Origin of the sequence: Brevundimonas sp., from assembly GCF_032055285.1 — a bacterium.
Taxonomy (GTDB): Bacteria; Pseudomonadota; Alphaproteobacteria; order Caulobacterales; family Caulobacteraceae; genus Brevundimonas.
Genome location: NZ_DAMBRE010000001.1, coordinates 829,421 through 841,286, shown reverse-complemented (window position 1 = coordinate 841,286; position 11,866 = coordinate 829,421). Strand labels below are relative to the sequence as shown.

At 69.8% G+C, this 11,866-nt stretch carries 15 protein-coding genes; 12 read left to right on the top strand and 3 right to left on the bottom strand.

Going from position 1 to position 11,866, the window contains the following annotated elements; translation table 11 throughout:
• Positions 1 to 95 precede the first annotated feature (95 nt).
• The 4 genes from RTY13_RS04220 to RTY13_RS04205 are packed head-to-tail and all read left to right on the top strand — an operon-like array spanning position 96 to position 3,046.
• The gene (locus tag RTY13_RS04220) at positions 96 to 1,052 is read left to right on the top strand and encodes a peptidylprolyl isomerase (protein WP_312781355.1); all 957 of its coding nucleotides are present in this window, start codon (positions 96 to 98) and stop codon (positions 1,050 to 1,052) included.
• A complete protein-coding gene (gene argJ, locus RTY13_RS04215) occupies positions 1,049 to 2,431 on the top strand; it encodes a bifunctional glutamate N-acetyltransferase/amino-acid acetyltransferase ArgJ (protein WP_312781354.1) in 1,383 nt (460 codons plus the stop codon). The genes RTY13_RS04220 and argJ overlap by 4 nt, the downstream gene beginning before the upstream one ends.
• On the top strand, positions 2,428 to 2,844 hold the full coding sequence (locus RTY13_RS04210; RefSeq protein WP_312781352.1) for a (deoxy)nucleoside triphosphate pyrophosphohydrolase: 417 nt from the start codon (positions 2,428 to 2,430) through the stop codon (positions 2,842 to 2,844). The genes argJ and RTY13_RS04210 overlap by 4 nt, the downstream gene beginning before the upstream one ends.
• Positions 2,845 to 2,869: 25 nt before the next feature.
• On the top strand, positions 2,870 to 3,046 hold the full coding sequence (locus RTY13_RS04205) for a Flp family type IVb pilin (RefSeq protein WP_312781350.1): 177 nt from the start codon (positions 2,870 to 2,872) through the stop codon (positions 3,044 to 3,046).
• Here RTY13_RS04205 and RTY13_RS04200 read toward each other — a convergent pair.
• Positions 3,039 to 3,935: a methyltransferase domain-containing protein gene (locus RTY13_RS04200; protein ID WP_312781349.1), complete on the bottom strand. Its 897-nt coding sequence runs from the start codon at positions 3,933 to 3,935 to the stop codon at positions 3,039 to 3,041. The genes RTY13_RS04205 and RTY13_RS04200 overlap by 8 nt on opposite strands.
• On the opposite strand from RTY13_RS04200, the gene RTY13_RS04195 reads away from it, so the two are divergent.
• From RTY13_RS04195 to RTY13_RS04170, 6 genes are all read left to right on the top strand, one after another.
• Entirely contained in the window at positions 3,934 to 4,740 is an 807-nt protein-coding gene (locus tag RTY13_RS04195) for a ComF family protein (RefSeq protein ID WP_312781348.1), read from the top strand. The two genes, RTY13_RS04200 and RTY13_RS04195, sit on opposite strands and share 2 nt — an antisense overlap.
• 32 nt (positions 4,741 to 4,772) lie before the next feature.
• Positions 4,773 to 5,030: a glutaredoxin 3 gene (gene grxC / locus RTY13_RS04190; protein ID WP_207823671.1), complete on the top strand. Its 258-nt coding sequence runs from the start codon at positions 4,773 to 4,775 to the stop codon at positions 5,028 to 5,030.
• Positions 5,030 to 5,869: a carbon-nitrogen hydrolase family protein gene (locus RTY13_RS04185; protein ID WP_312781345.1), complete on the top strand. Its 840-nt coding sequence runs from the start codon at positions 5,030 to 5,032 to the stop codon at positions 5,867 to 5,869. The genes grxC and RTY13_RS04185 overlap by 1 nt, the downstream gene beginning before the upstream one ends.
• Positions 5,866 to 6,300, top strand: coding sequence for a DUF1178 family protein (locus RTY13_RS04180; RefSeq protein WP_312781342.1), 435 nt, complete (start codon positions 5,866 to 5,868; stop codon positions 6,298 to 6,300). Before RTY13_RS04185 ends, RTY13_RS04180 begins: the two co-directional genes overlap by 4 nt.
• A gap of 96 nt (positions 6,301 to 6,396) precedes the next feature.
• The gene (locus tag RTY13_RS04175; protein ID WP_312781340.1) at positions 6,397 to 6,858 is read left to right on the top strand and encodes a DUF6265 family protein; all 462 of its coding nucleotides are present in this window, start codon (positions 6,397 to 6,399) and stop codon (positions 6,856 to 6,858) included.
• A complete protein-coding gene (locus RTY13_RS04170) occupies positions 6,813 to 7,346 on the top strand; it encodes a GNAT family N-acetyltransferase (RefSeq protein ID WP_312781338.1) in 534 nt (177 codons plus the stop codon). Before RTY13_RS04175 ends, RTY13_RS04170 begins: the two co-directional genes overlap by 46 nt.
• 4 nt (positions 7,347 to 7,350) lie before the next feature.
• On the opposite strand, the gene ubiG is transcribed toward RTY13_RS04170, so the two are convergent.
• Positions 7,351 to 8,169, bottom strand: a complete 819-nt coding sequence (ubiG, locus tag RTY13_RS04165) for a bifunctional 2-polyprenyl-6-hydroxyphenol methylase/3-demethylubiquinol 3-O-methyltransferase UbiG (protein WP_312781337.1) — start codon at positions 8,167 to 8,169, stop codon at positions 7,351 to 7,353.
• On the bottom strand, positions 8,156 to 8,278 hold the full coding sequence (locus tag RTY13_RS04160; protein WP_255413100.1) for a hypothetical protein: 123 nt from the start codon (positions 8,276 to 8,278) through the stop codon (positions 8,156 to 8,158). Before RTY13_RS04160 ends, ubiG begins: the two co-directional genes overlap by 14 nt.
• On the opposite strand from RTY13_RS04160, the gene RTY13_RS04155 reads away from it, so the two are divergent.
• On the top strand, positions 8,226 to 9,500 hold the full coding sequence (locus RTY13_RS04155) for an aspartate kinase (RefSeq protein WP_312781336.1): 1,275 nt from the start codon (positions 8,226 to 8,228) through the stop codon (positions 9,498 to 9,500). The two genes, RTY13_RS04160 and RTY13_RS04155, sit on opposite strands and share 53 nt — an antisense overlap.
• 116 nt (positions 9,501 to 9,616) lie before the next feature.
• Entirely contained in the window at positions 9,617 to 11,821 is a 2,205-nt protein-coding gene (gene ptsP / locus RTY13_RS04150; RefSeq protein WP_312781793.1) for a phosphoenolpyruvate--protein phosphotransferase, read from the top strand.
• Positions 11,822 to 11,866 lie beyond the last annotated feature (45 nt).

The following is an 11,866-nucleotide window of genomic DNA, read 5'->3' as shown; positions in this document are numbered from 1 at the left end:
AGCACCGCCCTAACCCCTGTCAACGCGAGGGGCTTTCAACGGCCTGTCGCGACGGGCCGTTCGATCCCTGTTTTTCGCCCCGCACGGAGCGCCAGATGCGTCTTTCGCGCCCCCTGTCCAGACCCTTGCGGCCCGTTCTGGCGTCGGCCCTGCTGGCCCTGACCCTGACGGCGGCCTGCGGGCGTGGCGACGTGGAGACCCCGCCGGAAAAAGACGACCTGGTGGTGGCGCGGGTGCAGGAGCGCTCGGTCTGGGCCTCGGACGTGCGCCGCGAGGCGGTGGCCCAGGGCCTGATCGGCGAAGGCGAGCCGCTGGACGTCAGGTCCGAGCTGTTCCGTCGCGTGCTGGACGAGGTGGTCGATCAGAAACTGCTGGCCGCCGAGGCCCGCCGTCGCGGCCTGGACAAGAATCCGGCCGCCCAGCGTCGTCTGGAGGCGGTGCACGAACGCATCCTCGGCGACATGCTGGTGGAATCCGTGGTCAGCGGGGCAGTGTCCGATCAGGCGGTCGAGCGTCTCTATCAGGAGCAGCAGCGCCGGGCCCAGACGACCGAGGAGGTTCGGGTCCGCCTGATCCTGTCGCACACCAAGGAACAGGCCGACGCCGTGGTCGGCGTCCTGGGGCAGGGCGCCGCCTTCGAGGCCGTGGCCGCCCAGCGCTCGGTCGACGACGCCACCCGCTATTCCGGCGGCGACCTGGGCTATTCGACATTGGACGTCCTGCCCGACGCCTACGCCGCCGCCCTGCGCGGTCAGGCCCCCGGCGCCGTGGTCGGACCGGTCAAGGGCGAGGGCGGCTGGGCGGTCCTGCGCATCGAGGACCGTCGCCTGGAGACCCCGCCGACCCTGGACCAGGCCCGGCCTCTCATCGTCCGCTATCTGACCTATGAGGGCGTGCGTCAGTTGCTGGAGCAATTGCGCGGCAAGGCCGCCGTCGAAGTCTTCCTCAATCCCGCCAAACCGGCGGCGCAAGTCCCTGCCCAGCCCAGGGGCGTCAAGCCCGCGCCCGCCGCCCCCGTCGCCGCCCCTCCCGCCGGAACCGTCGCTTCATGAACCGTCCGCCCGCCTCCAAATCCGGTTCGACCGGCCAGATGATCGAAACCGCCATCGAAAAGGCTCTGGACCCCTTGGCCTCAGCCCTGAAGCGCGCGACCCAGCCGGCCGCGGCTAAGGCTGCGCCGGGCAAGCCCGGCCTGATGATTTCGCCGCTGGCCGTGCCCTTCCCGACCATTCCGGCCATCGGCGGGGTCGAGATCGCCACCGCCCGCGCCGGCTTCTACAAGCATGAGCGCGACGATCTCGTGGTCTTCCGCTTCCCCGAGGGCGCGTCCTGCGCCGGTGTCTTCACCCGTCACAAGGTCGGCTCTGCCCCTGTGGACTGGTGCAAGCGTCAGCTGGACGCCGACAAGGGCGGCGGCGAGGGGGTCAAGGCCCTGGTCGTCAATGCCGGCTGCGCCAACGCCTTCACGGGCAAGGCCGGCGCCGACGCGGCCCGTCGCACCGCTTCCGAGGTCGCCAAGCGCTTCGACTGCCGCCAGCGCGACATCATGCTGGCCTCGACCGGCGTGATCGGCGTGGTGCTGGACGAGACCAAGATCACCGCCCGCCTGCCCGAGATCGAGGCGGGCCTGAAGGCTGACGCCTGGGCCCAGGCGGGTCTCGGCATCATGACCACGGACACCTTCCCCAAGGGCTCCTATGCGGAATGCGAGATCGAGGGCGTCAAGGTGAAGATCGCCGGCATCGCCAAGGGGTCGGGCATGATCGCCCCCGACATGGCGACCATGCTGGCCTTCATCGTCACCGACGCGAACATCGCCCCGCCGGTGCTGAAGGCCCTGCTGAACCTGCACGTCCGCACCACCTTCAACAGCGTGACGGTGGACGGCGACACCTCGACCAACGACACCGCCCTGCTGTTCGCCACCGGGGCCTCGGGCGCGCCGCGCATCGGCCGGGTCGGCGATCGCCGCCTGAAGGACTTCTCGGCGGCCCTGGACAAGGTCATGCTCGACCTGGCCCACCAACTGGTGCGCGACGGCGAAGGCGCCACCAAGTTCGTCCGCGTCACCGTGGACGGCGCCGCCAGCCCCGCCTCGGCCCGCAAGCTGGCAAAGTCGATCGCCGACAGCCCGCTGGTGAAGACCGCCATCGCCGGCGAGGACGCCAACTGGGGCCGCATCGTCATGGCCGTCGGCAAGACCGAAGAAGCCGTGGACCGCGACCGTCTGGCCATTCACTTCGGCCCCCATGTCGCGGCCGTCGACGGCGCCCCGTCGCCGACCTACGACGAGGCGAAGATGAGCGCCTATATGAAGAACGCCGAGATCGACATCACCGTGCATGTGGGCTCGGGCCGGGCCTCGGCCACGGTCTGGACCTGCGACCTGACCAAACGCTACATCGAGATCAACGGGGACTATCGCTCGTGAGCGAAGCCGCCGCCGTCCCCACCGTCCTGGTCGTCGCCGTCGCCCTGATCGACCCTGACGGTCGCGTCCTGATCGCCAAGCGGCCTGAGGGCAAACAGCTGGCCGGTCTGTGGGAATTCCCCGGCGGCAAGGTCGAGCCGGGCGAGCGGCCGGAAGCGGCCCTGATCCGTGAGCTGAAGGAAGAACTGGGCATCGACGTGAACGAGGCCTGCCTGGCGCCGTTCGTGTTTACCAGTCACGCTTACGATTCCTTTCACCTCTTGATGCCATTGTATTTGTGCCGACGCTGGTCCGGCGTGGTCACGGCGCGTGAACATGCGGGTCTGGCCTGGGTGAAGCCGAACAAGCTGTCGGACTATCCCATGCCGCCGGCCGACGAACCCCTGGTCGCCTGGTTGCGCGACCTGCTCTGATCAGCCGCCGCGGGAGGGGGCCTGGATGCGACGTTTCATCGGCCGGTTCCTTCGCGACGACAGCGGCGCCACCGCCATCGAGTACGGCCTGATCTGCGCCCTGGTCTTCCTGGTCATCATCGGATCGATGCGTTTGGCGGGCGAAAAGGGTGCGGCCGTGTTCAACACGGCCCTGACCGCCCTGACCGAAGCCGTCAGCTAGGCGTCTCGCCCGTCTGTTCCCTGACGCCGAGCGCATCCGCCAGCCGGGTCCTGGCGGAGCCGCGCCGGGCCGGTTTCTGCTGGCTGTCATGCGGCGCCCAGCCGGCCAGGTGCACCATTTCAAAAGTCGCGGGAATCCGTCTGTCCGCTTCGGCGTGGCGTTCGGCGTAGAGCTTGGCGGCGCGGGCCACAACAGCTCTGCTCAGCGGCTTGATCGGCCCGGCCAGGACATTGGTCTCGCCCATGGCCCGCAGGTCGCGCATCAGGGCGAACGGGTCGCCATAGCGCACCGTCACCCGGTCCACGTCTGACACGGGCAGGGCGAAGCCGGCCCTTTGCAGCAGGCCCGCCCCGTCGAAGCCGTCGGCGAAGGGCGAGACGCGGGCCTGGGCCCCGCCGTTGACCTCCAGCTCGGCCTCGGTCAGGACGCCGCGCAACTCCTTCAGCGTCGCCGCGCCGAACAGGCTGGCCACGAAAAGGCCGTCGGGCCTGAGGGCGCGCCGGATCTGGCTGAGCGCGCCCGGCAGGTCATTGGCCCAGTGCAGACCCAGCAGGTTGACGATCAGGTCGGCGGACTGATCTTCCAGCCCCAGAGGCCCGGCTCCCGGCGCCGCGCGCTCGGACATCGACCCCACGGCGCGCACAGCGGCCACGCGGTCGCGCGCCGAACTGTCGGCGACGGCGCGGGCGAAGACGCCCGGATGGGGCGACAGGTCGACGGGGGCCTGAAACTCGCGCAGGATCACCTCCAGGCTGTTCACCGCATTCTCGGCGGCGCGGACATGCAGGAAGTCGGCGTCGGGGAAACGGCGCGCGGCGCGGCTCAGGCGCGCGGCGCGGCGGGCGGCGTCGAAGATGATCGGGGGACCGGAGGAGGGGGGCGCGCTCATGTCGGTTCAGGATGGGGGCTGGAGAGGTCGATTAAAAGGCGTGACGGCGCCTATAGCATCCGGCGCGCGCGATGCGGGGCGCGGCCTGCTGGATATTCTGCTGCCGCCCATGGCCCACGACAGCCGCGAAGCCACGGCCTCGGCGGGCCTGACGCCGGACGCCTGGAGCCGGGTGGTGTTTCTGGAGGCTCCGGTCTGCGACGGCTGCGGCGCGGCCTTTGAATACGACGGCGGCGACTTCGCCTCCGATCGCTGCCTGGCCTGTCAGGTCCAGCCCTACGCCTTCGCCCGCGCCCGGGCCGCCTGCGTCTATGACGAGGCGTCGCGCGGCCTGATCCTCAAGTTCAAGCACGGCGACCAGCAGCAGTTCGCGTCCCTGTTCGCCCGCTGGATCGCCCGCTCCGCCGCCGACGTGGTGGCCGAGGCCGACGCTGTGGTCCCGGTGCCCCTGCACCGGTCCCGCCTGCTGGCGCGACGCTTCAATCAGGCCGCCGAGATCGCCCGCCCCCTGGCCCGCAACGCCGGGCTCGACTACCTGCCCGACGCCTTGATCCGGACGACGCCGACCGCCAGCCAGGGCGGCAAGTCGGCGCGGGGGCGGCGGCTGAACGTGAAGAAGGCCTTCGCCGTCACCGAGGCCGGGCGTCGCCGCATCAAGGGACGGCGCATCCTGTTGATCGACGACGTGCTGACGACCGGGGCCACGGCCGAGGCCTGCGCGCGGGTTCTGCTGCAGGCCGGGGCCCGCGCCGTGGACCTGGCGGTGATCGCGAGGGTGCGAACCGCGCGCGAACCGCCTAAGTAGGGGGCTAGCCTGCAGTTTAAGGAGTTCCTGAGTTGGCCGAAGTCGTCATCTACACCAAGCCCGGTTGCCCCTATTGCGTCGCCGCCATGGGCCTGCTGACCCGCAAGGGCGCCGAGTTCACCGAGATCGTCGCTTCGAACGACCCGGAAAAGAAGGCCGAGATGGTCGCGCGTTCGGGCGGCAAGGCCACCTTCCCGCAGATCTTCATCAACGGCCAGCACGTCGGCGGCTCGGACGACATCCACGCCCTGGACCGCAAGGGCGGTCTGGACCCCCTGCTGGCGGCCTGATGAGCGAGCGGCTCGAGGTCGCGCTGATCCAGACCCGGACGCCGGCGACGGCGGCCGCGGGGCTGGCCCATGTCGAGCCGCTGATCCGCCAGGCGGCGGCGGGCGGGGCGCAACTGATCCTGACGCCCGAGGGGACCAACTTCCTCGAGCAGCGCCGGGCCTTGCGTGACGCCGCCCTGTCGAGCGAAGACGCCGACGCCGCCGTCCTCGGCCTGCGGGCTCTGGCGGCGGAACTGGGCGTCTGGTTGTTGATCGGCTCGGCCATCGTGCGATCAAGCGCGCCCGGCGACGCCCGCGCGGCCAACCGCTCCCTGCTGATCGATCCGACCGGGGCGGTCACGGCCCGCTATGACAAGCTGCATGTCTTCGATGTCGATCTGGCCAATGGCGAGACCTATCGCGAAAGCGCCTCGGTGCGCCCCGGCGAGGCGGCGCGTCTGGCCGACACCCCCTGGGGCGGCCTGGGTCTGACCATCTGCTATGACGTCCGCTTTCCGCACCTGCATCGCCAGCTGGCCCAGGCCGGGGCGGCCATGATCGCCGTGCCCGCCGCCTTCACCCGCCCGACCGGCGAGGCCCACTGGGAGACCCTGCTGCGCGCCCGCGCCATCGAGACGGGCGCCTTCGTCCTGGCCCCGGCCCAGGGCGGGACCCACGAGGACGGCCGTCAGACCTGGGGCCGCTCCTTGATCGTCGGCCCCTGGGGCGAGGTCATCGCCCGCGCTGACCACGATGAGCCCGGCGTCCTTCACGCCGCCCTGGACCTGAGCGCAGTAGACCGCGCCCGCGCCTCGATCCCGGCCCTGCGCCACGACCGTGAATTTGATCCGCCGCAATGATCCGCTACGCCCTGTCCTGCGACCATGACCACGGCTTCGAGGCCTGGTTCGCCTCATCCGGCGACTATGACGATCAGGCCGCGCGCGGTCTGGTCGAATGCCCCTTCTGCGCCTCGACGGTCATCCGCAAGCAGATCATGGCCCCGGCGGTGGCCGGCACGAAGAAGGCCGCGTCGTCGCCCGATGCGATGAAGCAGATGCAGGCCATGATGATGCAGGCGGCGCGCGAGGTGCGCGATCACGTCGAGGAGAATTTCGACTATGTCGGCGACGCCTTCGCCCGCGAGGCCCGCGACATCCACGAAGGCCGCTCCGAGAAGCGCGAAATCTACGGCGAGGCCACCCCCGCCGAGGTGAAGAAACTGAAGGACGACGGCGTGCCCTGCGCGCCACTGCCCAGCCTGCCGCCGGACCCCAAGAAGGCGAACTGAAGCCACGGCCGAGTGAGGGCGGCCGGGCCGGATTCCTGCAAGCGCGATGGACGGGATTGATCTAGGCTCCTTCTCGAACCGAGGAGGGAGACTTCGATGGCCTTGCTGACCGTGCTTTCGGCCGCCGCCCTGATACAAGCGACGCCGCCCGCGCCCGACCTGTCGTGGTTGGCCGGCTACTGGCTGGACTGTTCGCGAGGGCGCGAGGCGTCGGAGACCTGGAGCGACCCGCGCGCGGGTCTGATGGTCGGTCATACCGTGACTGTGCGCAATGGCCGCAGCGGCTTCGAGTTCGCGCGCATCACCCGCCTGCAGGACGGGGCCCTGGCCTATGTGGCGCAGCCGGCCGGGGCCGCGCCGACCCCCTTCCGCCTGATCGAAAGCGGGCCGCAGCGGGCGGTTTTCGCCAACCCCGCCAACGACTTTCCGCACCGCATCCTCTATCAGCGCGCGGGGGATGTGCTGACCGCCCGCATCGAAGGGGCAGATGATGATGAGACCCGGAGTGCGGAATGGACCTTCAACAAGGCGGAACTGAACGCGCGGTGCCCCAGCTGATCTGGCGGTCCATGACGCCCGACGACGTCGACGGCGTCGTCGCGGTCGCCCGCCTGTCCTTCCCCGACCATTTCGAGGCGCGCGAATGCTTCGCCGAGCGTCAGGAACTGGCGCCCGAGGGTTGCTTCGTCCTGTCCGACGACGCCGGAACCGTCATGGGCTACCTGATGGCCTATCCGTGGAAGCGCAACGCGGCGCCGCCGCTGGACAGCCTGATCGGCGCCGTGCCCGAGGACGCCGAGGTCATCTATCTGCACGATCTGGCCGTCCATCCCGACACGCGCGGCGGCGGCCATACCCGCCTGATCGTCGAACGGCTGGCCGAACAGGCCAGGGCGGCGGGCTGGCCCGAGATCGCCCTGGTGGCCGTCAACGAGGCGACCGCCTTCTGGGAGCGCAACGGCTTCGTCGTGCAAAATCCGCCCGGCATGGCCGAAAAGCTGGCCAGCTACGGCGACGACGCTCGCTACATGATCCGACCGCTCTGAGCGGTCAGGCGTCGCGCGTCGCCATCATCATGTAGTTGATGCCCACGTCGTCGCCCTCGCTCCAGCGGTCGTTCAGCGGGTCATAGGCCAGCCCGTAAGGGCCGGTGACGGTCAGGGGCTCGCCGTCCAGCATGGCGCGCAGTTCCTCGGGCTTGAGGAACTGGCGCCAGTCGTGGGTGCCCGCAGGCACCCAGCGCAGCACGTATTCGGCCGCGACCTTGCCCAGCAGCAGGCCCTTCAGGGTGCGGTTCAGGGTGGCGACGATCATCAGGCCGCCCGGCTTGATCAGCTTGGAGCAGGCGCGGACGAAGGCCTCGGGATCGGCGACGTGCTCGATCACCTCCATGGTCAGGACCACGTCGAAGGGACCGGCGCCCGCTTCCACCATCTGTTCGACGGTGGCGGCCCGATAGGTGATGTCTAGGCCCACCTGTTCGGCGTGGGCGCGGGCCGTGCCGATATTCTCGGACGAGGCGTCCATGGCTGTGACCTCGAAGCCCATGCGCCGCATCGGCTCGGCGATCAGGCCGCCGCCGCAACCGATGTCGATCAGGCTGAGACCGTTGAAGGGCGCGCGTGTCCGAACGTCGCGTCCGAAATGTTCGGCGGCGCGGTCGCGGACGAATTTCAGCCGCGCCGGATTGAAGCGATGCAGGGGCGCGAACGGCCCTTTCGGGTCCCACCATTCCGCCGCCTGGGCCGAGAAACGGGCCACATCGGCGGGATCAATGCTCGGCCCCTCGGCACGATCGGTTGCAAAGGGTGAAAAACCCTCTTCGCTTTGGGGTTTGCGCGGCTCAAGGCTGTCGTTAGAAGCGGACATGGCCGCAGGCATGAACCGCCTTGGCCGCCCATGCAAGCAGGGGACGAAACGCCACGATGACGCGGCCCGAAACGACACGACTGGTGATGAAGTTCGGGGGGACCTCCATGGGGGACCTCGAGCGTATTCGTCGTGCGGCGCGAATTATCGCCGCCGAGGCCGCCAAGGGCAAACAGATCGCCGTGGTGGTCTCCGCCATGGCCGGCAAGACCAATGAGCTGGTGGCCTGGACCGACGGCGCGGGTCCCGCCGCCGCGGGCCTGCCCCTGTCGGACGACGAATACGACGTGGTGGTCGCCTCGGGCGAGCAGGTGACGTCGGGGCTTCTGGCCCTGACCCTGCGCAACATGGGGCTGGACGCGCGCAGCTGGATGGGCTGGCAGATCCCCATCATCACCGACGACGCTCACGGCCGCGCCCGCATCGAGGACGTGCCCGGCGACGTCCTGGGCGCGGCTGTCGACAGCGGCCAGATCGCCGTCGTGCCCGGCTTCCAGGGCGTGACCCGCGACGGCCGCATCACCACCCTGGGCCGCGGCGGCTCCGACACCTCGGCGGTGGCGGTGGCGGCGGCTCTGGGCGCCCCTTGCGACATCTACACCGACGTGGACGGCGTCTATACGACCGACCCCCGCATCGAGAGCCGCGCGCGGCGCCTGGAAAAGGTCTCCTACGAGGAGATGCTGGAAATGGCCTCCCTGGGGGCCAAGGTGCTGCAGACCCGCTCGGTCGAACTGGCCATGGCCAAGCAGGTCCCGGTTCGGGTCCTGTCCAGCTTCATCGAGCCGGATGAGAATGGAAATCTGCCGGAGAACGCCGGCACCCTGATTTGTGACGAGGATGAGATCGTGGAAAAGCGCATCGTTTCCGGCGTGACCATGAGCCGGGACGAAGCCCGGATCACGCTGCTGGGTCTGGCGGACCGCACCGACGCCCCCGCCGACGTCTTCACGCGTCTGGCCGAGGCCAACGTCAATGTGGACATGATCGTGCAGAGCCAGGCCCGCACCGAGGGCGCGGTGAACCTGACCTTCACGACCGGTCGTCGCGACGCCCAGCGCGCCGCCGAGATGATGACCGCCGCCAAGGCCGAGATCGGCTTTGAGGAACTGCGCATCGACGCCGACGTGGCCAAGATCTCGGTCATCGGCGTCGGCATGCGCAGCCATGCGGGCGTGGCCCAGACCATGTTCCGGGCCCTGGCCGACAAGGGCGTCAAGTTCCAGGCCATCTCCACTTCGGAGATCAAGATCAGCGTCCTGATCGAGGACGCCTATTCCGAACTGGCGGTTCGGGCGCTGCACGCGGCCTACGGGCTGGACGCCCTATAGGAAAACAGCAACGCCGCCCTATCTGAGCGAAGGGCGGCCAGGCGGGAGGCGACATGGTGAAGGGCGGATTGACGACGAGGGGGCCTCGCAACCTCCTGCGCCAGATCCGCGAAGCCATGGCCGGCGGCGGCCCGGCGCAGGACCGGCTGGACATGGTGGTGCGTGTCATCGCCCAGTCCATGGTGGCCGAGGTCTGCTCCATCTATCTGCGACGCGCCTCGGGCGAGCTGGAGCTGTTCGCCACCCAGGGTCTGAATCCCGAGGCCGTGCACAACACCCGACTTCGGCCCGGCGAGGGTCTGGTCGGCGAGGTGGCCCGGCTGGCCCAGCCGATCAGCCTGTCGGACGCCCCGTCCCACCCCAGCTTCTCCTATCGCCCCGAAACGGGCGAAGACCCCTTCCACGCCTTCCTCGGCGCGCCCCTGCTGCGCGGCGGTCGGGCCATCGGGGTTCTGGTCGTCCAGAACCGCGCCGCCCGCCGCTATGACGAGGAAGAGGTCGAGGACATCCAGACCATCGCCATGGTCCTGGCCGAGACGGTCGCCTCGGGCGAGTTGCTGGCCCAGGACGAACTGCGCGACGTCGAGGTGGCCCCCCATCGCCCCGAACGGCTGAAGGGCCAGAAGTTCGCTGAAGGCCTGGCCTATGGCGTCGTCGTCCAGCACGAGGCCCCGCTGGCGCCCGAGCAACTGCTGTCCGACGATCCGGCCGCCGAGGAAAGGCGTCTGGCCGAGGCCCTGTCGGCGCTGAAAGCCGGCATCGACGACATGCTGGAAGGCGGCCAGAGCAAGCTGGGCGGGACCTCCTTCGAGGTTCTGGAGACCTATCGCATGTTCGCCGACGACCGGGGCTGGAACCGGTCGCTGGAGGAGGCGGTGCGCTCGGGCCTGACCGCTGAGGCCGCCGTGGACCGCGTCCGCAACGAGCACCGCGCCCGCTTCGCCAAGGCCCGCGACCCCTATATCCGCGAGCGGCTGCACGACTTCGAGGACCTGGCCAACCGCCTGCTGCGCGTGCTGGCGGGCGACAACCCCGGCCAGCGCGACCTGCCCGACGACGCCATCCTGGTGGCCAGAAACCTCGGTCCGGCCGACCTGCTGGAATATCCGCGCCACAAGCTGCGGGGCCTGCTGCTGGAAGAAGGCTCTGCCGCCAGCCACGCCGCCATCGTCGCCCGCGCCCTGCAAATCCCCTGCGTCGGCCGTCTGCAGGGGCTGCGCGACCGCCTGTCCGAGGGCGATCAGGTCATCGTCGACGGCGAGACGGGCGAGGCCTATCTGCGGCCGCGCCCCGACATGCTGGCGGCGGTGCAGACCCGGATGGCGGTGCGCGAACAGCGCCGGGCCGAGTTCGACCTGTTGCGCGACACGCCAGCGGTGACCAAGGACGGCACGCGGATCACCATCCTGACCAACGCCGGTCTGGCGGTGGACCTTGAGAATCTGGACGCGACGGGGGCCGAGGGCATCGGCCTGTTCCGCACCGAGTTCCAGTTCATGGTCTCGGACGAACTGCCGCGTCTGGACGCCCAGACGGCGCTGTACAAGCTGGTGCTGGACGCGGCGGGCGACCGGCCCGTCACCTTCCGCACCCTCGACATCGGCGGGGACAAGGTCCTGCCCTATCTCGACAATGAGCGCGAAGAGAACCCGGCGCTCGGCCGCCGCGCCATCCGCCTGGGTCTGGACCGTCCGGCCCTGTTGCGGATGCAGGTGCGAGCGCTTCTGGCCGCCGCCGCCGGGCGCGAGCTGCGCGTCATGTTCCCCATGATCGCCACGGTGGACGAGTTCCGCGCTGCGCGTGAACTGGTCGATGTCGAATGCGACTGGGCGCGGCGTCGCGGGCGGCCCCTGCCGTCTTTGCTGCGTGTCGGGGCCATGGTCGAGTGCCCCAGCCTGCTGTGGCACCTCGACGCCCTGCTGCCCCTGACCGACTTCGTCTCGATCGGCACCAACGACCTGCTGCAGTACATGTTCGCCGCCGACCGGACCAATCCCATGGTGTCGGACCGCTACGACCCCCTGTCGCCGCCGGCCTTGCGGGCCCTGGCCGAGATCCAGCAGAAGTGCGCCGACAGCGCCACGCCGGTTTCGGTCTGCGGCGAGCTGGCCGGGCGTCCGCTGGAAGCCTTCGCCCTGATCACGCTCGGCTACACCCGCCTTTCGGCGCCCGCCGGCGGGGTGGGGCCCGTCAAGCGGATGATCCTGTCGGCCGACCTGTCCGCCGCCCGGCGCGGCATGAACGTCCTGCTCGGCTCCTCGGCCGGATCGGTGCGCGGCGAGATCGAGTCCCTGGCGCGCAAGCTGAACATCGCCGTTTGAGAACTGTCTGAAGCGGGGCCGCTTTCCCGCGTTGCCCGCAAGGGA